The organism is Mycolicibacterium sp. TUM20985 (assembly GCF_030295745.1).
Lineage (GTDB): Bacteria > Actinomycetota > Actinomycetes > Mycobacteriales > Mycobacteriaceae > Mycobacterium.
Genome location: NZ_AP027291.1, coordinates 5,571,223 through 5,595,599, shown reverse-complemented (window position 1 = coordinate 5,595,599; position 24,377 = coordinate 5,571,223). Strand labels below are relative to the sequence as shown.

The 24,377-nt window shown below is 68.7% G+C and carries 21 protein-coding genes; 13 read left to right on the top strand and 8 right to left on the bottom strand.

The window, feature by feature from the left end; all coding sequences use genetic code 11:
* Positions 1–41 precede the first annotated feature (41 nt).
* From QUE68_RS27165 to QUE68_RS27150, 4 genes are all read left to right on the top strand, one after another.
* The gene (locus QUE68_RS27165; RefSeq protein WP_286274724.1) at positions 42–608 is read left to right on the top strand and encodes a hemophore; all 567 of its coding nucleotides are present in this window, start codon (positions 42–44) and stop codon (positions 606–608) included.
* A gap of 194 nt (positions 609–802) precedes the next feature.
* The gene (locus tag QUE68_RS27160) at positions 803–1,186 is read left to right on the top strand and encodes a heme-binding protein (RefSeq protein ID WP_284229794.1); all 384 of its coding nucleotides are present in this window, start codon (positions 803–805) and stop codon (positions 1,184–1,186) included.
* 56 nt (positions 1,187–1,242) lie between these two features.
* Positions 1,243–1,911 carry a response regulator transcription factor gene (locus QUE68_RS27155; RefSeq protein WP_284231427.1) on the top strand — a complete coding sequence of 223 codons (669 nt, stop codon included), beginning with the start codon at positions 1,243–1,245 and terminating at the stop codon, positions 1,909–1,911.
* 1 nt (position 1,912) lies between these two features.
* Positions 1,913–3,346 (top strand): sensor histidine kinase, encoded by a 1,434-nt coding sequence (locus QUE68_RS27150; RefSeq protein WP_284229792.1) that lies wholly within the window; start codon positions 1,913–1,915, stop codon positions 3,344–3,346.
* On the opposite strand, the gene QUE68_RS27145 is transcribed toward QUE68_RS27150, so the two are convergent.
* The 3 genes from QUE68_RS27145 to QUE68_RS27135 are packed head-to-tail and all read right to left on the bottom strand — an operon-like array spanning position 3,261 to position 5,928.
* Positions 3,261–3,638, bottom strand: a complete 378-nt coding sequence (locus QUE68_RS27145) for a DUF3054 domain-containing protein (RefSeq protein ID WP_284229791.1) — start codon at positions 3,636–3,638, stop codon at positions 3,261–3,263. The two genes, QUE68_RS27150 and QUE68_RS27145, sit on opposite strands and share 86 nt — an antisense overlap.
* Positions 3,625–4,851, bottom strand: coding sequence for a M23 family metallopeptidase (locus QUE68_RS27140; RefSeq protein WP_284229790.1), 1,227 nt, complete (start codon positions 4,849–4,851; stop codon positions 3,625–3,627). The genes QUE68_RS27145 and QUE68_RS27140 overlap by 14 nt, the downstream gene beginning before the upstream one ends.
* A gap of 9 nt (positions 4,852–4,860) precedes the next feature.
* Positions 4,861–5,928 carry a lysylphosphatidylglycerol synthase transmembrane domain-containing protein gene (locus tag QUE68_RS27135; protein WP_284229789.1) on the bottom strand — a complete coding sequence of 356 codons (1,068 nt, stop codon included), beginning with the start codon at positions 5,926–5,928 and terminating at the stop codon, positions 4,861–4,863.
* 75 nt (positions 5,929–6,003) lie between these two features.
* Here QUE68_RS27135 and QUE68_RS27130 point away from each other — a divergent pair, with 75 nt between their 5' ends.
* On the top strand, positions 6,004–7,161 hold the full coding sequence (locus tag QUE68_RS27130) for an AI-2E family transporter (protein WP_284229787.1): 1,158 nt from the start codon (positions 6,004–6,006) through the stop codon (positions 7,159–7,161).
* Here the strand turns inward: QUE68_RS27130 and QUE68_RS27125 are convergent.
* The 3 genes from QUE68_RS27125 to trmB are packed head-to-tail and all read right to left on the bottom strand — an operon-like array spanning position 7,158 to position 12,013.
* Positions 7,158–10,424, bottom strand: a complete 3,267-nt coding sequence (locus QUE68_RS27125; protein ID WP_286274723.1) for an MMPL family transporter — start codon at positions 10,422–10,424, stop codon at positions 7,158–7,160. The two genes, QUE68_RS27130 and QUE68_RS27125, sit on opposite strands and share 4 nt — an antisense overlap.
* A 52-nt stretch (positions 10,425–10,476) precedes the next feature.
* Positions 10,477–11,196: an NYN domain-containing protein gene (locus QUE68_RS27120; protein WP_286274722.1), complete on the bottom strand. Its 720-nt coding sequence runs from the start codon at positions 11,194–11,196 to the stop codon at positions 10,477–10,479.
* Positions 11,197–11,203: 7 nt separating this feature from the next.
* A complete protein-coding gene (gene trmB, locus QUE68_RS27115; protein ID WP_284234235.1) occupies positions 11,204–12,013 on the bottom strand; it encodes a tRNA (guanosine(46)-N7)-methyltransferase TrmB in 810 nt (269 codons plus the stop codon).
* 133 nt (positions 12,014–12,146) lie between these two features.
* On the opposite strand from trmB, the gene QUE68_RS27110 reads away from it, so the two are divergent.
* From QUE68_RS27110 to QUE68_RS27090, 5 genes are all read left to right on the top strand, one after another.
* Positions 12,147–13,136 carry a P-loop NTPase family protein gene (locus QUE68_RS27110; protein WP_286274721.1) on the top strand — a complete coding sequence of 330 codons (990 nt, stop codon included), beginning with the start codon at positions 12,147–12,149 and terminating at the stop codon, positions 13,134–13,136.
* A complete protein-coding gene (locus QUE68_RS27105; protein WP_286274720.1) occupies positions 13,133–14,299 on the top strand; it encodes a hypothetical protein in 1,167 nt (388 codons plus the stop codon). The genes QUE68_RS27110 and QUE68_RS27105 overlap by 4 nt, the downstream gene beginning before the upstream one ends.
* Before the next feature lie 103 nt (positions 14,300–14,402).
* The gene (locus QUE68_RS27100) at positions 14,403–16,232 is read left to right on the top strand and encodes a phosphoenolpyruvate carboxykinase (GTP) (RefSeq protein WP_286274719.1); all 1,830 of its coding nucleotides are present in this window, start codon (positions 14,403–14,405) and stop codon (positions 16,230–16,232) included.
* Positions 16,233–16,370: 138 nt separating this feature from the next.
* A complete protein-coding gene (gene fadD4 / locus QUE68_RS27095; protein WP_284229774.1) occupies positions 16,371–17,891 on the top strand; it encodes a fatty-acid--CoA ligase FadD4 in 1,521 nt (506 codons plus the stop codon).
* Between the two features lie 26 nt (positions 17,892–17,917).
* On the top strand, positions 17,918–18,772 hold the full coding sequence (locus tag QUE68_RS27090; protein WP_284231425.1) for an enoyl-CoA hydratase/isomerase family protein: 855 nt from the start codon (positions 17,918–17,920) through the stop codon (positions 18,770–18,772).
* 59 nt (positions 18,773–18,831) lie between these two features.
* Here QUE68_RS27090 and QUE68_RS27085 read toward each other — a convergent pair whose 3' ends face one another.
* Positions 18,832–19,581: a GntR family transcriptional regulator gene (locus QUE68_RS27085; protein ID WP_284229772.1), complete on the bottom strand. Its 750-nt coding sequence runs from the start codon at positions 19,579–19,581 to the stop codon at positions 18,832–18,834.
* A 2-nt stretch (positions 19,582–19,583) separates the two neighbouring features.
* Positions 19,584–20,732: an acyl-CoA dehydrogenase family protein gene (locus QUE68_RS27080; protein WP_454786317.1), complete on the bottom strand. Its 1,149-nt coding sequence runs from the start codon at positions 20,730–20,732 to the stop codon at positions 19,584–19,586.
* 50 nt (positions 20,733–20,782) lie between these two features.
* Here QUE68_RS27080 and QUE68_RS27075 point away from each other — a divergent pair, with 50 nt between their 5' ends.
* Genes QUE68_RS27075 through QUE68_RS27065 form a run of 3 tightly spaced genes read left to right on the top strand, consistent with a single transcriptional unit; the run spans position 20,783 to position 24,291 of the window.
* Positions 20,783–21,778, top strand: a complete 996-nt coding sequence (locus QUE68_RS27075; RefSeq protein WP_284229768.1) for a MaoC family dehydratase — start codon at positions 20,783–20,785, stop codon at positions 21,776–21,778.
* Between the two features lie 30 nt (positions 21,779–21,808).
* Positions 21,809–22,993 (top strand): CoA transferase, encoded by a 1,185-nt coding sequence (locus tag QUE68_RS27070; RefSeq protein WP_284229766.1) that lies wholly within the window; start codon positions 21,809–21,811, stop codon positions 22,991–22,993.
* Positions 22,987–24,291 carry an amidohydrolase family protein gene (locus QUE68_RS27065; RefSeq protein ID WP_284229764.1) on the top strand — a complete coding sequence of 435 codons (1,305 nt, stop codon included), beginning with the start codon at positions 22,987–22,989 and terminating at the stop codon, positions 24,289–24,291. The genes QUE68_RS27070 and QUE68_RS27065 overlap by 7 nt, the downstream gene beginning before the upstream one ends.
* Positions 24,292–24,377: the final 86 nt, after the last annotated feature.

The following is a 24,377-nucleotide window of genomic DNA, read 5'->3' as shown; positions in this document are numbered from 1 at the left end:
TGGCCAGGCAATGCGCCACCGCACCAGGTGAGGAGTGACCCGTGAAGACCACCACCGGTGCGCTGCGGCGCGGCCTCGGAGGCGTGTTCGCTGCATGCGCAGTCGGCGGTGTGATCGCGACGACGATGGCAGCGCCGGGCGCACCGTCGGCGACGGCCGCGACCGACCCGTGCGCGGCCAGTCAGGTCGCCCGCACGATCGGTTCGGTGGCCACGTCGACCGGCAACTATCTCGACACGCACCCGGAGACCAACACCGCGCTGACGACCATCTCGCAGCAGCAGTCGGGTCCGCAGTCGCTCGCCGCGCTGAAGACCTACTTCGACGCCAACCCGCAAGCCGCCAAGGACATGCAGGCGCTGCAGAGTCCGCTCGCCGGGCTGGCGGCCCGCTGCCAGCTGCCCCTCACGCTGCCGCAGCTGCTGGGGCTGCTGCAGGGGGCGCAGTCGTCGGCCGGATCGCTGCCGGGGGGTTTGCCAGGTGCGCAGCCCACGGCACAGCCTGTGGGGGTGCCGGGAACGTCCCTGCCAGCGCAGCCGTCCCCTGCCGCAGCGGTCACACCGGGTACCGGCCCGTTGCCGGGCCCCTCGACGACGAATCCCAGGTAGCGCACAGCGACTCGCCCGCGTGTTCACGAGATGCGCCGTGAACTGCGCGTTCCGTCTCTTTGGCGCCGGTTTGGTCGCAAGGCAAGAAAGTCGTCACCAATTCTGCTTAGCTTTCGGTTATCGGCGACTTCACGGGTTTGGTGGGCGCCGAAGGAACCTGATCGACCGTGCACCCTGGAAGAAGGAGCTTGATCATGTCAGTCTCGGCCCGTGCTGGGCGACGTGCGGTAGCTGGCGCACTGGGCGCCGGCGCTATCGCAGGCGCAATGCTGTTCGGTGCGCTTCCGTCTGCCATGGCAGACGATCCCGCTCTCAACCCCCCGAACTGCAGTGCCGCGGACCTCGCGGGTGTGGCGTCGGGTGTCTCGGCGTCGACCTCGGCGTACCTGTTCACCCACCCCGACGTGAACTACTTCTTCACCAGCCTCGAAGGCCTGCCGCGCGATGAGGTGCGCACCGAGGTCTCGAACTACATGGAGCAGAACCCGGGCGTCAAGGCCGACCTGACCGGCATCCGTCAGCCCCTCGTCGACCTGAAGAATCGCTGCGGCGCGGCACCTGCCCCAGCCATTCCGTAGACCGGGTGCGGGTGGCTGAACCATCCGCGCTTGACGGCGCGGGTCGCACGGTGTTGATGGTCGACGACGATCCGGACGTCAGGACATCCGTGGCCCGTGGATTGCGGCACTCCGGTTTCGACGTACGCGTCGCGGCGACCGGCAAGGAAGCCTTGCGCTTGCTGTCGACTGAATCGCACGACGCCTTGGTGCTCGACGTGCAGATGCCGGAGTTGGACGGCGTGGCCGTGGTGACCGCGTTGCGGGCCCTCGGCAACGACATCCCGATCTGCGTGCTCTCGGCGCGGGACACGGTCAACGACCGGATCGCCGGGCTCGAGGCGGGCGCCGACGACTACCTGACCAAGCCGTTCGACCTCGGTGAGCTCGTGGCCAGGTTGCACGCGCTGTTGCGGCGCTCGAGTCTGTCGGACCGTTCGCCGGACAGCATGTCGATCGGACCGTTGACGATCGACACCGCCAGGAGGCTGGTGTTCGTCGACGGCGAGCGGGCCGACCTGACCAAGCGGGAGTTCGACCTGCTCGCCGTCCTGGCCGAGAACGCCGGCGTCGTGTTGTCCCGGCAGCGGTTGCTCGAGTTGGTGTGGGGTTACGACTTCGAAGTGGACACCAACGTCGCCGACGTCTTCATCAGCTATCTGCGACGCAAGCTCGAACGCGAGGGCCACCCCAGGGTGATCCACACCGTGCGCGGGATCGGATACGTTCTGCGCGACGAGCCCTGAGGTGCGACTGCCGCTCGGCCGGTCGGCCTCGCTGCGTACGCGTGTCGCGATCGCGGCGGCCGCGGCCGCGGCCGCCGTCGTCGCGGTCTTCACGGTGCTCACGTCGTTGGTGCTGGCCAACAACGACGCCGCGCAGCTCGACCGTCGACTGGACGCGATCGTCGACGCCAGCGTGTACGACCAGACGAACGGCGTACTCCAGACCGGGCGGTCCGAGTCGTCGGGCCAGGTGATGTTCCAGCGGGGTTTCCAGCTTCCGGAGTTACCGCCGGGCAGCGAAACCGTCGAGGTCAATGGCATCGAATACCGGGTCCGCACCATCCCGCTGGATCAGCAGGGCGGTCAGGTCCTCATGTCGGTCGGCATCCGCGCCGACAGCATCCTGCTGAACCGGGCGCGCATCCCGCTCTACACCAGCGTCGGCGTCGTGACCGTGCTCCTCGCCGGCGGTCTCGGCTGGCTGCTGGCCGGCCCCGCGGTTCGGCCGTTGCGCAAGCTCACCGAGCAGACCATGCGGCTGGGGAAGGGCAGCGACCGGATGACGGCCGTGAAGGGCGCTCGCGAGGCCGAGGAGCTGTCCGATGCGATGGCCGGCATGCTCGAACGCCTCGCCGCCGCGCAGCTGGCCACGACCAATTCGCTGCAGGCGGCCCAGGACTTCGCCGCCAACGCCGCTCACGAACTGCGTACCCCGCTGACCGCGATGCGAGCCGACCTCGACACCCTGCGCATCCACGACCTGCCCGCAGACGAACGCGAGGAGGTCGTCGCCGACCTCGCCAGGGCGCAACGCCGGGTCGAAGCCATCATCACCGCTCTCGGGCAGCTCGCGTCGGGTCAGTTGGCACAGGCCGAGGACCGCGAGATCATCGACGTCACGGACATGCTCGACCGGGTCGCCCGCGAGAACGGCCGAACCGGGGCGGTGCAGATCGTCGTGCAGAGCGATGACGCGATTGGGACCATCTGGGGCTGGCCGGCCGGACTTCGGCTCGCAGTGGACAACCTGGTGCGCAATGCGATCGCGCACGGTGGGGCCACGACCATCACGTTGACCGCCCACCGGCCCGCCGCGGTCGACGGGCAGGCCGAGGTGCTCACCATCGTGGTCGACGACGACGGCTGCGGACTACCCGCCGACGAGCACCAGTTCGTCATGGGGAGGTTTGCCCGGGGCAGTACGGCAGCCCCGGGTGGATCGGGTCTGGGCCTCGCGCTGGTGGCCCAGCAGGCGGCGCTGCACGGGGGTGGCATCGAGCTGTCGACCAGCCCGCTCGGTGGTCTGCGGGCCACCCTGACCGTATCGACTTCGCCTGAGCCCACACCAGATTCGACGCACTACGGCTCTTTCAACGGCGAGCCAGGACCCTTGCGCCGAGGCGCCAACCGAGTAGCAGAATGGCGGTCGAAAGCGAAGCGACCACCACGAAGCTGACCGCCGTCCCCGCAGAAGTAGCCTTGCGCAACAGCATTCCGATCACGACGGTGCTCAACCAGACGACCAGGCCCGTCGGGGCCAACGACGTCGGCCGTTGCCAGCCCCTGGCGCCCAGCCAACCGACGGCCGTCCCCGCCAGGAACGGCCAGGCCGTTTCGAGGATGCCGGCGACCGTGAGGCCCTCGGCGTGGCTCCGTCTGCCGACCGTGCAGAACGCCAGCACGCACACCGCGTCGGCGAGGAGGGCGAGCGCCGCGGTGCGCGCCGTCGCCCGGTTAGCCTCCGGCATAGGACATCACGTCGAGAACCAGCGGGCTGAGGTCCTTCTCGTCGCGGGCCGTTTCGCCAGGGGGCAGGGCCACGGGTTGCCCCGTCAGCAGGGGATCCAGCGCTTCCATCGACGCCATCCTTCCGTCCAGGGTGAAGTCCTTGAATACGAATGGTAAACCGTTGGAGCGCAACGGATCCGGCGTACTCATTATGTGAAAGTGCAGATGCGGGGCGTCGGTGTTGCCACTGTTGCCGAGCTTGCCGAGCACCTGACCGGTCGCGAGTCGGTCGCCCGGCTTCACCTGCACCGAACCGGTCTGGAGGTGCGCGTAGAACGCGTAGTTGCCGCCGCCGATGTCCTGCACGACGTGATTGCCGCCGTACTGTTCGAGCGGCAGACCGGTGGGACTCCTACCGGCGACCTGCTCCGGCAACCCGTCGAGCACGGAGACGACCGGTCCGTCGGCGACCGCATGGATGTCGGCGCCGAAGTACGGGTAGCTCTCCGGTGCGGACCGGTCACCTCGATAGAGGGTGTCGTCGGCGCTCAGCTGGAGGTAGTCGATCGCGAAACGCTCAGCGGCCCAGAGGCTTCCGTCGAGGGGATTCATGGCCATCCGGTGTGCCGTCATATCGCAGCAGCTGTTGGCGTCCAGCCAGCGCGGGCCGGTGAGCGGCGGTGAGATGGTGACCGGCTCGCGTGTGGACACCGTCAGGGGCGCGACGTCGTCCTCGGTCATCGTGGCGGGCAGCAGGGGTGGCATCGGCTTGGCGAGATCGACGACGATGGTGTGCGACAGGTCGGTGGGCACCGGCGCCGAGCCGTCGAGCACGACGTCGAGCCAGACGATGCCGGCCTGACCGGGGCCGAGGGTCGCGGTGGGCGTCTGGCCGGCGCCGAGGGCACGTGTCCAGTAGGCCAGTCCCGGACCGGTGAGCGTCAGTAATTCGTCGCCACCGGCGTTGACGGACAACGACTTCAACGTGACGTCACTGCCGAGGGCGTTGATCAGCTGCAGCTCGTAGGCGAGGTGTTTCTTGCCGTCGGTGGTCGGCACCGGAATGGGTGCTGCGATGACGCTCGCGACGAGGGGCGTGGCCTGCACCCTCGCCGCCGTGGCGGCAGGCGGCGGGGCGGCCGTCTCGGACGGCGGCTGGCTCGAGGTTCCGCAGGCGGTGACGAGGGTGGCCGCACCCAGGAACGCGCAGGTGTTCCGGAGTGTGGGACGCATGCCGTGATCCTATGGCCCGGTCTCGGGTTCGAGGACCGCATCGGGATCGACGTCCTTCTCGGTGCGAAACATGAAGAAGAACACCACCCAGCCGATCGACGAGATGAAGATCCAGCTGACCAACCGGTAGATGAGCATCGTCGAGATCGCCGACGCCAGCGTCATGCCGCTGGACACCAGGCCGGGGACGAGGACGGCTTCGACCACCAGGAGGCCGCCGGGCATGAGCGGGATGGATCCGACCGCCCGCGCCGCCGCGTAGGCCACCGTCAGACCCGCCAGCGACGGCTTGCCGCCTGCGGCGTAGGCGGCGAAGGCCAGACACGCGACGTCGGCCACCCAGTTGAACAGCGACCAGCCGAACGCCGTCCCCAGGGCGCGGCGGGTCAGGCTGACCGACTCGAGTTGGACGAGCATCTCGCGCCACTTGTGCAGTCCGGTGTCGGCCGGCTTGCCGCGCACGGAGTTCACCCAGGACAGCAGCCGCACGCCGATGCCGTCGATCTGCTGGGGGTTCGACGCCACGGTCTGCGCCAACAGCAGCAGCGCGACGAAACCGCCGAGGGTGAAGATCAGCGACAGGGGGTTCTTGCTGGCGCCGAGTAGGAAGGCGCCCGCGAGACCGAGCAGTGCCAGGCCGACCACCTGCAACACCCCGGACATGACCAGCTGCCACGACGCGACCATGGGCGACGCGCCCCACAGGCGTTGCTGGCGGTAGACGAACGTCGCCGAGAGCACCGGGCCACCCGGCATCGTCGTCGACAGGGCGTTACCCGCGTAGAACGCGGCCTCCGACCGCCACTGCTTGACGATCACGCCCGCCGACTTGAGCAGGGTCCGCTGGATATGGGCGAAGCTGTGCATCGAGGCCAGCGCCGCCAGCACGGCCGCGAGCACCCACCACCAGTTGGCCGAGAGGAGGCTTCGCCAGGCCTTGGCGAGCTGGTCCCACACCAGCGCCACTTCGACGCTGAGCACGGTGACCGCGACACCGATGAGCGCCCAGCGCACCCACCAGTACTTGCCGCGCTCGCGGGTCGCTTCGCTCCTCTCGTGCGGGGCGTCCTGCGACACGGCTACAGGGTAACGGCGCGCGACCGCCGGACCAGCTTGCCGGGATCGCGCTCGGCGAGTCGTTACGCTACCGGAATGCCAGAGGGCTTCCCCTTGTCGCTAGACCCGCAGGCCGACGCAGCGGTGCACCCCCTGGTCCGCAAGACCGCCGCGTGGGCGTGGCGACTGCTGATCATCATGGGCGCGCTGGCGGCCCTGTTCTGGGTGGTGATACACCTCGAGGTCATCATCGTGCCGGTCCTGCTCGCGACGATGGTGACGGCGATGCTGTTGCCGCTCGTCGACCACCTCGACCGTCGCGGGCTGCCCCGTGGCGCGGCCGTCGCCGCGGTCATCCTGAGCAGCATCATCGTGGTGGGTGGCATCCTGACGTTCGTCGTCAGCCAGTTCATTCAGGGGGCGCCCGCGCTGATCGACCAGGTGACTCTCAGCATCACCAACGCCAGGAATTCGCTGAACACCGGGCTGCTGTCGCACTTCAGCAACGACCAGATCAAGAGCGCCACGGACACCGCGATCGAGGCGCTGAAGAACAATCAGTCGAAGCTGACCAGCGGGGCGCTGTCCACCGCGGGCACCATCACCGAGATCGTCACCGGCGCGCTGCTGATGCTGTTCACGCTGATCTTCCTGCTGCAGGGCGGGCGCAACATCTTCGCCTTCGTCACGAAGGTCTTCCCTCTCACCGTGCGGGACCGGGTGCGTGATGCCAGCCGCGCCGGGTTTCACTCGCTGATCGGCTACGTCCGCGCGACGTTCCTGGTGGCACTGGTCGACGCGATCGGCATCGGCACCGGCTTGGCGATCATGGGGATTCCCCTCGCGCTGCCCCTGGCGTCGTTGGTCTTCCTGGGCGCCTTCATCCCCCTGGTCGGTGCGGTCCTCACCGGCGTCCTGGCCGTGATCGTCGCGCTCATCGCCAAGGGGTGGATCTACGCCGCGATCACGTTCGGCTTGATCATCGCCGTGCAGCAACTCGAGGCGCACGTGCTGCAGCCGCTCGTGATGGGCCGGGCGGTGTCACTGCATCCGCTCGCGGTGGTGCTCGCGATCACGGCGGGCGGGGTCACGGCCGGGATCGTCGGCGCCCTTCTCGCAGTGCCGATCGTGGCGGTCCTCAACAGCGCGGCACGCGTGCTTCTCGCCGACGATCCGGCCGTGGAGGAAGCCGCTCTCGCCGCCAACGTCGGACCGCCCATCGAGGGCAGGGCCGACGACCTCGAGGACGACTAGAGCCGGCCTTCCCGGCGAAGCAGATCTGCCGCGCTCATCCCACCGCCGCGGCGCTTGGGATTCTCCTCGGTCTCGCGCATGTCGATCTTCTCGGTCGACGGTTCGGCCTCCGGCTCCCGCTGGGCGGGAATTGCCGTGGTGGGCGGCTCGGCCGCCGGGGCGGGCGGCTGATGTCGGCCGGTCGTGGTGGGCCGCTGATCTTCTGGCGGTGAGCCAGATCCCGTGGCGCCACCCCTCAGATCGCCCAGCCACGACTCGATCTCACGGCTACCGGTGGCACTGGCACCGCGCGAGCTGGATCCCCTGGCGGGGGCCGGGCTCCTCGGCGGGGTGGCGGGGCGGTTCGGGTCGACCCGCGGGGTGCGTGTCGTGGCCACGTCGGGGGTGGACAGCCGGGTCGTCTGATCGGCGGGCGCGGCGGGCATCCGGGTGGTCGGCGGTTCGGCGACGGGCGCCGACGCGGTCGGGATGCGGGTCGTCCCGGCCGCCGACGGCGGGCTGACCCGCTGCGGCGCGACCTTGCCCGTCGTCAGCGATCGTCCGCCCTGCGGATGCGTGGGATCGTGGGGCGGCAGGGCACGGATCGGTGCCCCGGCGCCAACGAGTGCTTCGGCGTCCACCTCGGGCTCGCGGGCCGTGGGCCGTCTGCGCTCGTCGGGCAGTTCCACCTCGCCGAGTCCCAGCCGCTCCTGGATGCGCTTCATCCACTGAGGTGCCCACCAGCAGTCGTCGCCCAGCATCTTCATGATCGCGGGGACCAGGAACATCCGGATGATGGTCGCGTCGAGCAGAAGTGCCAGCAGCAAGCCGAAGGCCAGGTACTTCATCATGACCAGGTCGGAGAACACGAACGCGCCCGCGACCACCGCCAAGATGAGCGCGGCGCCCGTGATCAACCGGCCGGTCGTGGCCGTACCGATGCGAATCGCCTCCGCCGTGGACAGCCCACGCGCTCTGGCCTCCACCATGCGGGAGACCAGGAACACCTCGTAGTCGGTCGACAGACCCCAGATGACGGCGATGATCAACCCGATCATCGGCGCCATCAGCGGCTGCGGTGTGTAGTTCATCAGGCCCGAGCCGTGCCCGTCGACGAACATCCACGTCAGGATGCCCATCGTCGAACCGAGCGTCAGGGCACTCATCAACGCGGCCTTAATCGGGAGCACGAGCGAACCGAACGCCAGGAACATCAGCACCGTGGTCGTGAGGATCAGCACCACGACCATCAGCGGCAGCTTCGAGAAGAGGCTGTGGATGCTGTCCTGCTCGAGGGCCGGTGTGCCGCCGACCCAGATGGTCACGCCCTTGGGCGCCGAGATGCTGCGGAGCTCGTCGATCTTCTTGGAGGCGTCATTGCGCACCTCCAAGCCGTTCTGCAGCACGCACGGCAGATCCTCGTTCAAGCACGGCGACGGTTGACCGTTGGCGCCCATCGGGATCGCCGCATCCTTGACGTCCGGCGCGACGGGGCGCTCGTCCCAGGTGCCGGTGAAGCCGGTCACCTGCGCCGCCTCACTCTTGACCTGCGCGAGCTGCTCGGGGCTCGCGCCCTGGACTACCAGCGTCAACTTCTCGGTGCGGTAGCCGGGGAAGCTGGAGTCGAATGCGTTCTGCGCTTGGCGCACCGCGTTGTCCGGGGGCAGGTACTTCTCGCTGATGCCGCCGAGTGCCAGCTGACCCAGCGGGATGACGAGAAGGATCATCACGATCACGATCGGCAGGGCGAACAGGCCCGGCCGCTTCATCACCTTGTTGACCAGCGTGCCCCAGAAGCCCTTCTCGACCTCTTCGCGGGTCTTCGTCTTCTGGGTCTTGTCGGCGAGGAAGTGCAACCACCAGACCGTGATCCGGCGAATGAACGGGATGTACCGCGCCAGGGCGAGGATCGCGGTGACGGACGCGCAGAAGATGACGATGCCCAGCAGGATGTAGAACAGCGCACCCTCGATGACGTCGGCATCCCGCAGCGCGTAACAGCCGTAGGCGAGCCCGCCGTAGGTGCCGAGGTAGGCGAACACCAGGCCGATGTAGGCCAGGCCCGCCCCCTGCTCGCCGGTCTTCTTGATCTGGGATCGGGCGACGTGGCCGACCGCGATGCCGATCGGTGGAAGCAGGATGCCCGCCGGGATCGCGGCGAGGGCAAGGGTGTTCTTCTTCGGGTTGGCGGGATCGGACTTGATCGTGTCGGGCACGGCGAAGCTGATCAGCGACTTGACCCCGAGCGAGTCGACGCGGGGGCCGAGGACGGCCAATGCGGCGATGAGCACGGTGTTCGACATGACCGCCGCGAGCATCACCGACGCGATGATCGCGTAGGTGATCGACTTGAGGAACCCCTGCGGGAAGAGCAGCAGTGGCACCGAGGACGCCACGATGATCACCGCGGAGAACATGACGGTACGGCCGGACGTCATCATCGTGCGGCGGACGGCCGCCTCGGTGTCGTACCCCTCGGCCAGCTCCTCTCGGAACCGGCTGACGATGAACAGGCCGTAGTCGATGGCGATGCCCAACCCGATCAGGGTCACCACGGGCTGGGCGAAGAAGTGCACCGGGGTGAACTCGGCGGCCAGCCGCATGATGCCGAGCGCACCCATGATCGTCAGCCCACCGATGATGGCGGGCAGGCTGGCGGCGATCACGGTGCCGAAGACGAAGAACAGCACCACCGCGACCAGCGGGATGGCCGCCACCTCGGCGCGTTTCTGGTCGTCACCGATCGTGCCCGTCAGCTCACTGGCGATCGGCTGCAGGCCGGCCAGCTTGATCTTCCCGTCGTCGACGGTCTGCAGATCGGGCTCGATGATCTTGTAGTTCTTGAGGATGGTGTCGTCGTCGTCGCCCTTGAGCGGCATGACGACGAAGGTGCGCGTGCCGTCGTTGGCGAGGGCGGCGTTGGTGGTCGGGTCTCCGGAGGGATTCTCCAAGTAGCCCCGCCAGTACAGGATCTGGTCGGGGTGGTCGGCGACGATCGCGTCGAGCTCGCTCTTCACCTGCTTGGACCATTGCGGGTCGTTGGCCTTCTTGCCCTCGGGCGCGTCCAGCACGGCCACGATGTGGCTCAGGCGGTCGCGACCGTAGACGTCATCGGCCAACACCGAGGCGGCCACCGACTGGCTGGTGTCGTCGTAGAAACCGCTCTGGGTCACGTGCTGTCCGAGGCTGGCGCCGTAGATGCCGCCACCAACGCACAGTGCGACCATGATTCCGATCACTGCGTATCGGAACTGGTACACCATCCGACCCCACCAGGCGAACACGTGAGCTCCTAACTGATCTTCATCAAGTTCTCTGCCTCGGCTTGTTCATATGTCACGCGCGCGAGGTAAGCAGCGACGACAGTGGCCGGAACGGTTGTAGCCACGCCCCTTCCTGGGGCAGCGAATCAAGGCCGATTCGCGGTAGCGACTCTCGGAAGACACCGGGGATGTCCTCGAGGTCGACGAACTCCAAGGTATCCGACGCTAGCGCCCAACTGGCATGTTCGCGAAATCCTAGAACGCTGACCGGGATGCCGTCGTGGGCGATTTGCTCCAGTGGCAGGCGGAACGCCTGGCCGTCGGCCGAGGCGACGAACACGCTGGCCAGGCCTTCGCTGCGACGCAATTCGATGTGGTCGAGCATGTCGCTGTCGACATCGCTGTCGTCGTCGATCTTGGGTTTGGCGAAGACTGCGAAACCCACGTTCCGCAACGCCTCCACCCACGGTCGGACGACGTCGGCGCTACCGGGCGCGATGTTGGTGAAGACCGTGGCCTCGGGCTCGAACGTGACGGTTGGTTCGTCGGGGGACCGCGCGCTGGACAGATCGGCGGTGCGGGCCAGCAGCCAACGACCGAGCGCGTCGAACCGCGGGCGGTGAGCGGCGGTCGGGCGACCACCCAGAATCGAGCCGAGGCCCATGTCGAGATTTGGTGCATCCCAGACCAGCAACACCCGCTGAAGACCCTGGAACGGGTGCTCGGCGCGATCTTCGCCGTCGCGGTCGCCGTCGACGCCTCCGACGATGTCGAAGTCCTCCGAGACGCTCATGCGGCGGTCACCACTTCTCCCACAGGAATTCGGCGACGGGGCTGCCCGCGCGCTGCGCCTTGTCCTCGTACTTGGTGACGGGGCGTCGTACCGAGATCGGCAACTCGGCCGCTGCTCCCGTGATCGCGTCTGCACTCACCCTGCGCAGTCTGGGTTCGGCGTCGCCGACCTCGCCGATCTGTTCGGCGTATCCGGGGTGATCCGTGGCGGCGTGCAGAATTCCGCCAGGCCGCAACCGGTCGGCGATCAACGCGACCGTCGCGGGCTGGATCAGCCGGCGCTTGTGGTGCCGCACCTTGGGCCAGGGGTCCGGGAAGAACACCCGTACGCCGGTCAACGACGCCGGGGTGAGGAGGTGTTCGAGCACGTCGACACCGTCACCGCGGATCAGGCGCACGTTGGTGAGGCGCTGGCGGTCGATGCCGCTGAGCAGCTGTGCGAGGCCACGCTTGTAGACCTCGACCGCGAGCACGTCCAGATGAGGCTCCGCTTCGGCCATCGCCACGGTCGAGACGCCGGTGCCACAGCCGATCTCCAGCACCAGGGGCGCCGAACGCTCGAACCAGGCCTCTGCGTCCAGCGTTCCGGCGAGGTTCCCGTCGGAATCCCTGGCCTGCATGCCCAGCTCCGGCCAGCGTCGATCCCAGGTTTCGCGCTGCAGACCGGACAGCGCCGATCGGCGGGACCGGAAGCTTGCGATCCGCGGATGCGGGTGCGCGAGGAACGGGGCCGCGCCGGTCGACGGCTCGGTCGACGACTCGGTAGCCGCCTCCCAGGCCTCCTCGCGCTGCACGTGCATCCGTCCATGGTCGCTCATCGCGCACTGTGTACCCGCATCGTGGTGCATTTCGATACCCAACAGTTGCCTTCTTCGGCTACCACTGCGGGCCAGAATGTCCGCCAGGGGAGGGCCTGCGGGGGTGCGACGATGAATGTCGGGGGTGGAAGACGTGACAGATCCGTTCACCGGCGAGCTGACCCGCGTCGCCGAGACGCTTGGCGTCGCACCGTTCACGCCGATCATCGCGCGTCTCCGGCGGCCGGTGCGCGTTGCGGTGCTCGGCCGGCCGGGTGTCGGCCGGGGTCGCGTGGAGGCGGCGCTGCGACACCGTAGCGTGCCCGTCGCGCCGTCCGGTGCCGATGCCGACGTCGACGTGCTGGTGATCGCCGAGACCGCCAAGCCCGAGGAGCTCGCGGTGGTGCGGTCGGCTCGACGGCCGCTCCTCATCCTGCTGACGAAGGCCGACCTCGCCGGGAAGGGCCCGGGGGGACCGATCGCCGTGGCGCGTCGGCGAGCAATCGCGGTGGAGCGGCTGACCGGAGTCCCGGTGATCGCGGTGGTGGGGCTGCTGGCGGCACTGGAGTGCGACGGGCTCGACCCCGAACTGCTGGCAGCGCTGCGCGTGTTCGTCACCGAGCCGCCGGACCTCACCGGTGTAGAGGTCTTCGTCGAGCAACCCCATTCGGTCGAACGCGACGTACGGGCCCGGCTCCTGGCGCGCCTCGACAGGTTCGGCATCGCGCACGCCGTTCTCGCGCTCGCCGGCGGGACCGAACCGCAGCGGCTGGGCGGGTACCTGTCAGCGCTTGGCAACCTCGACGAGGTGACCGCTGCGCTCGAGACGGCCTCGGCCAGGGTCAGGTACCTGCGGTTGCATGCGGCGGTCGTTGAATTGCGTGCGCTCGCAGCACGATCCGATGCCGTCGCCGTCTCGGACCTACTGGCCGACGACGTCACGGTGCTGGCCACGATGGGCGCCGCCGTCGAGGTGATCGAGGCCGCCGGCCTCCCGGTCGACCGAGGTGACACGGCGGCCGCCCACCTCGACCGGGCCATCCGCTGGCGTCGCTACTGCCGTGGGCCGGTCAACGACCTGCATCGCCGATGCGGCGCCGACATCGCGCGGGGCTCGCTGCGCCTCCTCGCCCGGATGCAATGACGGCCACCGGCAAGGTGATCCTCGTCGTCGGGCCGCCTCTGTCCGGCATCGGCGGTGTCGTCGACGGCCTGCGTCGTCAACGACCCGACCTGACGATCGTCGGGATCGACGGGGTCGCGCGGCAACGTCCGCCCGACGCCGTGCTCGTCGTCGTGTCGGCGGTGGCACCGGTGACCCGGTCGGACTGGGTGCTGGTCGCGCCCGCCGCGGCACGTGCCGACCTGGTGGTCGGCGTGGTGGCCAAGGTCGATGCCCATCGGGAATGGCGGGACGTCGCGGATGCCGACCGGAAGCTCGTCTCGGCGTGGGACGCCCGCGCAGCGGCGATGCCGTGGGTGGGGGTCGCCGCCGCACCCGATCTCGGTGAGCCGTGGCTCGGCGAGCTGCTCGCCGAGCTGGACGTGCGCCTCGCCGACCCAGACCTGCCCCGCCGGAATCAGTTGCAGCGGAGCGCTTTTCGGGCATCGCGGGGCCGTGTTGCCGCCGCGCGACGGGCGTCGGCGGCCAGAGGAGTGCTCCAGCGCGCCCGCCTAGGCCTGTTGCGCTTCGTCAGGGACGGGTGCGCCGAGCTGCGGGCCGAACTTCGCGACGCCGCGTCGGCAGTTCCCGTCGGCGGATCGGTGGCATTCGAGACACTTGCGCGGGGGAGGGTCGACCAGTTCCTCGCCGGGCTGGACGTGGAGATCACCCGCGCCATCGACGCCGCCGCCACCGCACTCGGGGTCGACCCGCCCGCGCCAATCCATCGTCCCCCGCCCGGGGTGAGCCGGTCGCCGGCGTCGGCGCGGGGATTGGAGGGCCGGCTGATGGCGGTGCTCGGCGTCGGCTTCGGACTGGGGATCGCCCTGGCGTCGAGCCGGCTCCTCGCGGGTATCGCGCCGGGACTGGCGGCCGCGGGATGGGCGGCGGGCGCGGCCATGGGGCTGGCTCTGATGGCGTGGGTGGTGCGTACCCGGGGTCTGCTGCACGAGCGCGCGTTGCTCGACCGATGGGTCACCGAGGTGGTGGGGGCGGTGCGGTGGCACGCCGAAGCGGTGGTCGCGGAGCGGCTGCTGGCCCTGGATTTCGCGGGGGCGGAAACCCGGTCGGAAATGTTACTGACCAGTACGAATGGGGAGCTCGCCGGAATTTCGCCGTCGATTCTGCCGGAATCGCCAATCTGAATCGTTCCTGTGAGACAACGGACATACTCCCGATTTACCGCGGGTATGTCACCCACGTTAACCTCAAGCCAGGTATAACCGAGACCGCCAGCAGGAGATTTTGATGACCTCAGCGACCATTCCCGGTCTGGACAATGCGCCGACCAAACACGAGGGGCTGCTCGCCTGGGTTCGCGAGGTTGCCGAGCTGACTCAGCCCGACCGCGTGATGTTCGCCGATGGTTCCGACGAGGAGTACGAGCGCCTCTGCGCCCAGCTCGTCGAGGCGGGCACCTTCCAGAAGCTCAACGACAAGAAGCAGCCGAACTCCTACTTGGCGCTGTCCGATCCGTCCGACGTGGCGCGCGTCGAGTCCAGGACCTTCATCTGTTCGGCCCGCGAGATCGATGCGGGCCCGACCAACAACTGGATGGATCCCGCCGAGATGCGGGCGCTGATGAGCGGTCTGTACCGCGGTTCGATGCGCGGCCGGACGCTGTGGGTGGTGCCGTTCTGCATGGGTCCCCTCGGTGCCGATGATCCCAAGCTCGGCGTCGAGATCACCGACTCCGAATACGTCGTCGTCTCGATGCGGACCATGACGCGGATGGGCAAGGCCGCGCTCGACAAGATCGGCGATGACGGGTTCTTCGTCAAGGCGCTGCACTCGATCGGCGCTCCGCTGGAGGAGGGCCAGGCCGACGTGCCGTGGCCCTGCAACGACACCAAGTACATCACCCACTTTCCCGAGACCCGCGAGATCTGGAGCTACGGATCCGGATACGGCGGCAACGCGCTGCTGGGCAAGAAGTGCTACTCGCTGCGGATCGCGTCGGCGATGGCCCACGACGAGGGCTGGCTCGCCGAGCACATGCTGATCCTCAAGCTGATCTCGCCGGAGAACAAGGCCTACTTCATCGCCGCGGCGTTCCCGTCGGCGTGCGGTAAGACCAACCTGGCGATGCTGCAGCCGACGATCCCCGGCTGGCGTGCCGAGACCGTCGGTGACGACATTGCGTGGATGCGCTTCGGCAAGGACGGCAGGCTCTACGCCGTCAACCCGGAGTTCGGCTTCTTCGGCGTCGCGCCGGGCACCAATTGGGACTCCAACCCGAATGCGATGAAGACGATCGCCGCGGGTAACACCGTCTTCACCAACGTCGCCAGGACCGATGACGGTGACGTGTGGTGGGAGGGTCTCGAGGGCGAGCCCGACCACCTGATCGACTGGAAGGGCCAGGACTGGAATTTACGGGAGACGGAAAGCAAGGCTGCGCACCCGAATTCGCGCTACTGCACCCCGATCTCGCAGTGCCCGACACTGGCCCCCGAGTGGGATGACCCGCAGGGCGTGCCGATCTCGGCGATCCTGTTCGGTGGCCGCCGCAAGACGACCGTTCCGCTGATCACCCAGGCCCGCGACTGGCAGCACGGTGTGTTCATCGGCGCCACCCTTGGCTCCGAGACCACTGCCGCCGCCGAGGGCAAGGTCGGCACCGTCCGCCGCGACCCGATGGCCATGCTGCCGTTCATCGGTTACAACGTGGGCGACTACATGCAGCACTGGATCGACGTCGGCAAGAGCGCCGACGAGTCGAAGATGCCCGCCGTGTTCTTCGTGAACTGGTTCCGCCGCGGCGACAACGGCCGGTTCCTCTGGCCGGGCTTCGGCGAGAACAGCCGCGTGCTGAAGTGGGCGATCGATCGCATCGAGCACCGCGCGGACGGGAAGTCGACGCCGATCGGAATCGTGCCGACCGCAGCCGATCTGGACCTCGAGGGCCTGAACGTGGACGCCTCCGACGTCGACGAGGCGCTAGCCGTCAACGCCGAGGAATGGCGCAAGGAAATCCCGCTGATCGAGGAGTGGTTCGAGTTCGTCGGCGAGAAGCTGCCGACCGGCATCAAGGACGAGTTCGACGCGCTGAAGCAGCGACTGGCCGACGCCGACTAACCCCCTAGCCCCCGCGAGCGTGCGCGAGCAGACGTAAAAGGCCCTCGATCCACGTGATCCAGGGCCTTTTACGTCTGCTCGGCCGGGTGTGGTGACCTGGTTGACACCCGTCAACTTCGGTCGTCGTAGAGTCACCTCATGCAGATTCGCGAGACCGCCGCAGCGACCCCCGACAAGCCGGCCATCATCATGCATCCGTCCGGTGTGGTGGTCACGTTCGGTGAGTTGGAGGCCAGGGCGAATCAACTGGCGCATCTGTTCCGCTCGGCCGGCCTCGTCGAGGGCGACGCGGTGGCGATCCTCATGGAGAACAGCGAGCACATGCACGCCGTGATGTGGGCGGCGCGCCGGGCGGGGCTGTACTACGTGCCGATCAACACCCACCTGACGGCGGCCGAGGTCGCCTACATCGTCGACAACAGCAACGCGAAGGCAATCGTCGGCTCCGGCGGCCTGCTGGACACCCTCGCCGGTCTGGGTGCGGAGCTGCCCAACGGGCTTCCCGCCATTCGACTCATCGTCGACGGGGAACTGGACGGGTGGCAGCGGTATCCGGAATGCGTTGCCGACCAACCCGTTACCCCGCTCGACGACGAGATCGAGGGCGATCTGCTGCAGTACTCCTCGGGAACCACCGGTCGGCCGAAGGGCATCAAGCGCGAACTGCCGCACCTACCGCCCGCCGAGGTGCCGGGTTTGATGGCGGCGCTCGTCGCGTTCTGGATGCACCCCGACGCCGTCTATCTGAGTCCGGCGCCGCTGTACCACACCGCTCCGTCGGTGTGGTCGATGCAGACGCAGGCCGGCGGCATCACCACCGTGATCCTGGAGAAGTTCGATCCCGTGGCGACACTGGAGGTCATCCAGAAGTACCGGATCACGCACGGCCAGTTCGTCCCGGTGATGTTCACACGGATGCTGAAACTGCCTCAGGCCGTTCGTGATTCGTACGACGTCAGCAGTCTGGAGCGAGTCATGCATGCCGCGGCGCCGTGCCCGGTGGAGATCAAGAAGCAGATGATCGACTGGTGGGGCCCCATCATCGACGAGTACTACGCCTCCTCGGAGGCCATCGGCTCCACGCTCATCACCGCCGAGGACTGGCTGACCCACCCGGGATCGGTCGGCAAGCCGATGACGGGCGTGCTGCACATTCTCGACGAGGAGGGCAACGAGCTGCCCGCCGGTCAGGCCGGGGAGATCTACTTCGAGGGCGGGTTCGACTTCGAGTATCTCAACGACCCCGGCAAGACGGCGTCCTCGCGCGACGCCCGCGGGTGGAAGACGGTGGGGGACATCGGCTATCTCGACGACGACGGTTACCTCTTCCTGACCGATCGACGGCATCACATGATCATCTCCGGTGGCGTGAACATCTACCCGCAGGAGGCGGAGAACGTGTTGGTGACGCATCCGTTGGTGATGGACGCCGCCGTGTTCGGCATCCCGGACGAGGAGATGGGCCAGCGCGTCAAGGGGGTCGTGCAGACGGTGGACCAGGCCGACGCCACCGACGCCTTCGCCGGCGAGCTGCTGACCTGGCTGCGGGATCGGCTGTCGCACTACAAGTGCCCGCGGTCGATATCGTTCGAGGCGCAGTTGCCGCGCACCGATACGGGCAAGCTGTACAAGCAGGAGCTGATCAAGAAGTACTCGTGAAACACGTCGGTGTCGCCGACGGCACGCTGATCGAGACGGATTCGCTGGAGAGCGCCTGCTTGTCGCTGACGGAGGCCGAAGGTGACGATCGGCGCGCGATCACCGTGCCGTCGGTATCGGCGGCCTTCGACACCATCGCGGAACGGGTCTCCCACTGGCCGATCGCCGCGGCGGTGTGCGATGACGTGCTGCGGGCCCTCGACCCCGCGGCGTCGACGTTCGCGGGCGTGATCACCGAGTCGTTGGCCTATTCGACCCTGCAGGCCGGACCGGAGTTCGCCCGTTGGCTCGCCGAGCGCGGGCCTGCCGCGGTGCCGCAACTGGCCGACCCGGTCCTCGCCGAGCGTGACGGTGACACGCTGTACGTGCGATTCAACCGGCCGCAGCGCCACAACGCCTTCTCCACCGACGCTCGCGCCGCCCTGCTCGAGGCGCTCGAGGTAGCCCGCCTGGACCCGACGGTCGCCGAAGTGGTGCTGTCGGGCAATGGTCGATCCTTCTGTAGTGGAGGCGATCTCGCCGAGTTCGGGACGTTCGCCGACCCTGCGGCAGCGCATCTCGCGCGCACGCGGCACAGTCCGGCGCTGGTCCTCGACGAGATCACGGCGCGACTCGGTGCCTCCTGCCGGGCCGAGGTGCACGGCCGGGTACTGGGCAGCGGGCTCGAGATGGCGGCGTTCTGCGGACACGTCGCGACTACCCCCGACGCGGTGTTCGGCCTGCCGGAGCTGTCGCTCGGACTGCTCCCCGGCGCCGGCGGCACCGTCGGCATCACGCGGCGGATCGGACGCTGGCGGACGGCATACCTGGTGCTGTCGGGTCAGACGATCGACGCCGCGACCGCGTTCGACTGGGGACTCGTCGACTCCCTCACCCCCTAGTGATTTCGGCGCGAGAACGTTCGCTGGGCGAGCGTTTCCGCGCCGAAATCGCGAGGGCGCTAGGTGGTGCGGCGCAGGGTCACGCGGTAGGTGTACTGCTCGGGCAGGAAGTGGCTGACGGCCAGTTCGACGGGGACGCCGTCGGCATCGGAGTACAGCCTGTCCACCCGCAGCATGGGATGTCCCGGATCGCACCCGACCGCGGCAGCCACGTCGTCATCGGCGACAGAGACCGTAATCGACTGCGCCGCTTGAGCTATCTGCCCGCCGAGATGCGGCTCAGTCAGCCCGATGACGGTGTTGGTGCTGACCGCGCCGTCGGATAGGTCGGCCGAGTCGAGCACGGGCCTGGCGATGCATTCCGGCAGGTGCACCCGTGTCAGCACGAACGGCACGCCCGGGTCGGATCCGTGCAGGCGGCGGAAGACCACGGTGTAGACGACGTCGTCGGAGAGCCGCAGCCGGCTCGCCGCATCGACGTCGACCCTGCGCCGGAGACCGCTGAGCACCTCCATGGTCGTGTCGTCGGACAGGCTCATCAGGTCCTCGATCGAGCCGAGCTGACGCAGATACCGAGGGCCCGCCGCGAAGGCATCATCGCGGGCGTACGTCCCTCGGCCGGGGACCCGGTACACCAGACCCTCGGCCACCAGGTCCTGGAACGCCCGCCGCACCGTCTGTCGCGACAGTCGATGCCGCGTGACGAGCTCGGATTCGGTGGGCAGCCGCACACCATCCCGATATGCGCCGGCGGCGATGTCGTCTCGAAGTGTCTGGCGCAGAGCTTGATACGCCGGTGCGGGCCGCATGATCAGATGCCGCCGCGTGTCACCAGCTGCGCCGCGATCACATTGCGCTGGATCTCGTTGGTGCCCTCACCGACGATCATCAGCGGGGCATCACGGAAGTATCGCTCGACGTCGTATTCGGTGGAGTACCCGTAGCCACCGTGGATCCGCACGGCATCGAGGGCGATCTCCATGGCGGTCTCGGAGGCGAACAGCTTGGCCATCCCCGCCTCCATGTCGGCGCGCTCACCGCTGTCGTAGCGGTCGGCCGCATGGAACGTGAGTTGGCGCGCAGCAGTCAGTTTGGTCGCCATGTTGGCCAGGTAGTGACCGATCGCCTGATGCTTCCAAATGGGCACACCGAAGCTCTCGCGCTCCTGCGCATACGCCAGTGCGTCCTCCAGCGCCGCGGTGGCGACGCCGAGGGCCCGCGACGCCACCTGGATGCGACCGGTCTCCAGACCCTTCATCATCTGGGCGAAGCCCTTGCCGGGCGCTCCGCCGAGGACGGCCGTGGCCGGCACGCGGTAGTCCGCGAACGAGAGTTCGCACGATTCCACGCCCTTGTAGCCGAGCTTTGGCAGATCCCTCGACACGGTGAGGCCGTCACCGTGCTCCACCAGGACGATCGAGATGCCCCGGTGCTTGGGCGCCGCCGCCGGATCGGTCTTGCATAGCAGGGCGATCAGGCTTGAACGGCGCGCGTTGCTGATCCACGTCTTGGTGCCGTTGATCACCAGGTCGTCACCGTCGGGTCGGGCGATGGTGGTCATGGCCTGCAGGTCCGAACCGCCGCCAGGCTCGGTGAGCGCCATCGTCGCGCGGATCTCGCCGGTCGCCATGGAAGGCAGGTAGCGTTGCTTCTGCTCTGGGGTGCCGAACAGGTCCAACAGCTTGGCGACGACGGTGTGGCCGCCCATCGCCCCCGCCAGGCTCATCCAGCCGCGCGCCAACTCCTGGGTGACCAGCACGTAGCACCGCGTCGACACCGGCGTGCCGCCAAACTCCTCGGGCACGGCCAACCCGAAGACCCCGATGCGCTTCATCTGCTCGATCCACGCCTCGGGGTAGGAGTTCGCGTGCTCGACCTCGCGCACGGTGGGCTTGACGTCCCGGTCGACGAACGCGCGCACCGTCTCGACCAGCATGAGTTCTTCGTCATTCAGGTTCATATGTACGGCCATATTGACACATCTACCATGAGACGCCAGCATGTGACGCTGTGACTTTGTCAGGCCATATCCAAGGCGGTCCGCACTTCGACGATCTGCACGTCGGCCAGGTCTTCGACTGGGCGCCGTCGATGACACTGACCGCCGGTGCCGCCGCCGTGCATCAGTCGATCCTCGGCGACCTGCTGCGACTGCCGCTCGACCAGACGCTCACCCACGCCGTCACCGGGGCCCCTGGGACGCTGGCGCATCCCGGTCTGGTCTGCGACCTGGCCATCGGGCAGAGCACGGTGGCCACCCAGCGGGTGAAGGCCAATCTCTTCTACCGCGGCCTGTGGTTCCACCGCTTCCCATCGATCGGCGATACGCTGTACACCCGCACCGAAGTCGTTGGGCTGAAGCAGAATTCGCTGAAACCGGGGCGACCCCCGACCGGTCTCGCCGCGCTCCGGATGACCACCATCGACCAGGCCGACCGGCTGGTGCTCGACTTCTACCGCTGCGCGATGCTCCCGTTGCGCGAGGGCGTCGGCGACACCGGCCACGCCGACGACCTCGCGGCCATCGGCACCGACGCGGCCGCGCCCCCGGATCCGACCGCCGACTGGGACGCCGACGCGTTTCGCGCCCGGGTCCCCGGCCCGCACTTCGACGCGACGATCACCGGCTCGGACTTTCGCAGCACCGCCGACGTGGTCAGCAGCGCACCGGAACTGGCCAGACTGTCGCTGAACATCGCCGCCACCCATCACGACGTCCGGGTCGCCGGCCGACGACTGGTCTACGGCGGGCACACCATCGGGTTGGCCCTCGCCCAGGTGACCCGCGCCCTGCCGAACCTCGTCACGGTGCTCGGCTGGCACTACTGCGACCACATCGGCCCCGTGCACGAGGGCGACACGCTCTACAGCGACATCCACGTCGACGACGCAACGCCCCTACCCGACGGTCGGGGCGGCGTCCTCGTGCTCCGCTCGCTGGTCTACGCCGTCGGCGAGCCGGATCGGCCGGTGCTGGACTGGAGATTCACGGCGCTTCTGTACTAGCCGAGCCCATTGGCGACGATGATGGACCCCATGGACGCGGTGCAGCGGGAGTGGGGAGCCAGCGGGCTGGCCCACCTCACCGGGCTGCCGTCGGGTCCACCCGACTTCTCGCGCGCCGGCGTGCTCGCCGCGGCTCGGTCCACGGCGGCCAACCTGCACCGCCACCTCGGGGTGGCCGTGGACGCCGGCGAACTGCTCACCGGTCGCGCGGCCCTGCTCGGACTGACCCGGCGGGGCCGGATCTCCCCGGGTGGCGCCACCCGGCTCCTCGCCACGCGCGACGGGTGGTGTGCGCTGACGCTGTCCAGGCCCGACGACGTCGAGGCAGTGCCCGCGCTGATCGAATCGGCTGCGCGGCAGGACGATCCGTGGCAAGTCGTTCGCGCGTGGGCCGGGGAACGGTCCAGCGCCACGGTCGTCGACCGAGCCAGGCTGCTCGACCTGCCCGCGGCGGTGCTGGGGGAGACCGCCCCCTGCGCCCCCGCCGTGCGTCGCGTCGGTCCGACCGCACCGCCGCGTGAGCTGTCGCATCTGGTGGTCGTGGACCTATCCTCGATGTGGGCCGGCCCCCTGTGTGGACAGTTGCTTCGTCGCGCGGGTGCCACCGTCGTGAAGCTCGAGTCCGCGGCCAGACCCGATGGGACCCGGGCTGGCTCGCCGGCCTTCTTCGACTGGGTGAACGCCGGAAAGATCTGTGGCACAATCGACTTCGATGACCTGTCTCGACTACGCGCCCTTCTCGAGGCGGCCGACGTCGTCATCGAGTCCTCTCGACCGTCGGCGCTTGGTCGCCGCGGTCTGGGCCCCGACGACGTCACCGCCAGGCCCGGCCGCGTATGGGTGCGCATCAGCGGATACAGCACCGGTCGCGAGCATCCCGCGTTCGGCGACGACGCCGCAGTCGCGGGCGGGCTGGTCGGCCGCAGTTCCGACGGTCCGGTGTTCTGCGGGGATGCGATCGCCGATCCGCTCACGGGCCTGCACGCGACACTGGCCGTCGCCGAGTCACTGGCGCGCGGCGGCGGCGAGGTCGTCGAGGTGGCCATGGCGGCGGTGGCCGCGACCTACGCCGCACTGCCCCAACTGCCCGGTGACGCACGCTGGGACGCATTGTTTCCGCGTCCGCCCGCTCCGCAGCCCCGGGCGTCGGACGTCGGGGCCGACGACGATTCCGTGGATCGCCTGATCGAGGAACGGAGCGCGACCTCGTGCTGATTCAGCGAGCTCACCTCCTCGACGGCACCGTCGCCGACATCAGGACCGCGCACCACGTCGTCGAGGTTGCCCTCGATCTGGTGCCCGCCCCTGGCGAATCGGTGTTCGACGCCTCCGGCTGCACCGTGATCCCTGGGCTGCACGACCATCACGTGCACGTGCACTCCGCTGCGGCCGCCACCACATCGGTGAATGTGGGTCCCCGCCAAGTGCACGATCACAACGACTTTCGGGCCGCGTTGGCGACCGCGTCCATCGGCGACGACGGCTGGGTCCGCGCGGTCGGCTACCACGAAGCGGTCGCCGGAGAGCTGGACCGGACGGCGCTCGACGCACTGTCGCCGCCGGTGCCGGTGCGGGTGCAGCACCGCAGCGGGATCATGTGGACCCTGAACTCCGCGGGCCTGGCGCGCGTCGGCCTACCCGACCACCCGGACGGCCGGCTGCGTAGCGCCGACCCGAGCTGGTCTGGGGCGCTGGCCCGTCGAGAGACCGGCCTGGCCGATGTCAGCCGCCGACTCGCCTCCTACGGTGTCACCGGATTAACCGACGCCACACCGGATCTCGGTGTCGAAGACGTCGTGAGGTTCGCCGAGGCGCGCCGCCACGGCGAGCTTCTGCAGCGCGTGCACTGCCTGGCCCCCGGTAAGCGCATCCTGCACGACGATGACCTCGACCTCGACGAGCTGACCTCGTGGATCGCCGACCGCCACGCAGCGGGTGCCATCGCCGCCCTGCACTGCGTGACTGCCGCACAACTCGTCGTCACCATCGCAGCGCTGCGCGCGGCCGGAACTCGCCGCGGGGACCGCATCGAGCACGCCGCGGTCGTGCCGGACGACTGCGTCGGGGATCTCGTCGAACTCGGCGTCGGCGTCGTCACGCAACCGAACTTCGTCGCAGAACGGGGTGACCAATACCTCGGCGACGTGCCGCCCGACGAACACCACCAGCTGTGGCGCGTGGCGTCGCTCCTCGCCGCGGGGATCCCGTTGGCACTGTCGACGGACTTCCCGTTCGGCGAATCCGATCCCTGGGCGGCGATGCGGGCCGCGGTGCGGCGGACGACGTCGTCGGGCGTCGTCCTCGGTGATCGGGAGCGCATCCCGGCGCGCACCGCGCTGACCGCCTTCCTCGGCGCACCAGAACATCTGGCGATTCCGCGGGCCGTCCGCCCCGGCGAGCCCGCCGACCTCTGCCTCCTCGCTGCACCGCCCGCCGAGGTGCTGCGCGAACTCGATGCAGAGCTGGTGGCCGCCACGGTCGTCGAGGGCCGTGTCGTGTACGAGCGACCGTGATGGCGCGACCTGGTGCGGACGATGGCCGGCATCGGCGACACTGGAGCGCGCTCGAGGGAAAGTACGTGACAGGCCCGTCGGGGCGA

Coding starts and splice junctions, on each gene's coding strand:
- QUE68_RS27160 (WP_284229794.1), top strand. CDS start 803: ATGTCAGTCTCGGCCCGTGCTGGGCGACGTGCGGTAGCTGGCGCACTG.
- QUE68_RS27155 (WP_284231427.1), top strand. CDS start 1,243: ATGGTCGACGACGATCCGGACGTCAGGACATCCGTGGCCCGTGGATTG.
- QUE68_RS27145 (WP_284229791.1), bottom strand. CDS start 3,638: ATGCCGGAGGCTAACCGGGCGACGGCGCGCACCGCGGCGCTCGCCCTC.
- QUE68_RS27140 (WP_284229790.1), bottom strand. CDS start 4,851: ATGCGTCCCACACTCCGGAACACCTGCGCGTTCCTGGGTGCGGCCACC.
- QUE68_RS27130 (WP_284229787.1), top strand. CDS start 6,004: ATGCCAGAGGGCTTCCCCTTGTCGCTAGACCCGCAGGCCGACGCAGCG.
- QUE68_RS27120 (WP_286274722.1), bottom strand. CDS start 11,196: ATGAGCGTCTCGGAGGACTTCGACATCGTCGGAGGCGTCGACGGCGAC.
- trmB (WP_284234235.1), bottom strand. CDS start 12,013: ATGAGCGACCATGGACGGATGCACGTGCAGCGCGAGGAGGCCTGGGAG.
- QUE68_RS27105 (WP_286274720.1), top strand. CDS start 13,133: ATGACGGCCACCGGCAAGGTGATCCTCGTCGTCGGGCCGCCTCTGTCC.
- QUE68_RS27100 (WP_286274719.1), top strand. CDS start 14,403: ATGACCTCAGCGACCATTCCCGGTCTGGACAATGCGCCGACCAAACAC.
- fadD4 (WP_284229774.1), top strand. CDS start 16,371: ATGCAGATTCGCGAGACCGCCGCAGCGACCCCCGACAAGCCGGCCATC.
- QUE68_RS27085 (WP_284229772.1), bottom strand. CDS start 19,581: ATGCGGCCCGCACCGGCGTATCAAGCTCTGCGCCAGACACTTCGAGAC.
- QUE68_RS27080 (WP_454786317.1), bottom strand. CDS start 20,732: ATGAACCTGAATGACGAAGAACTCATGCTGGTCGAGACGGTGCGCGCG.
- QUE68_RS27070 (WP_284229766.1), top strand. CDS start 21,809: ATGGACGCGGTGCAGCGGGAGTGGGGAGCCAGCGGGCTGGCCCACCTC.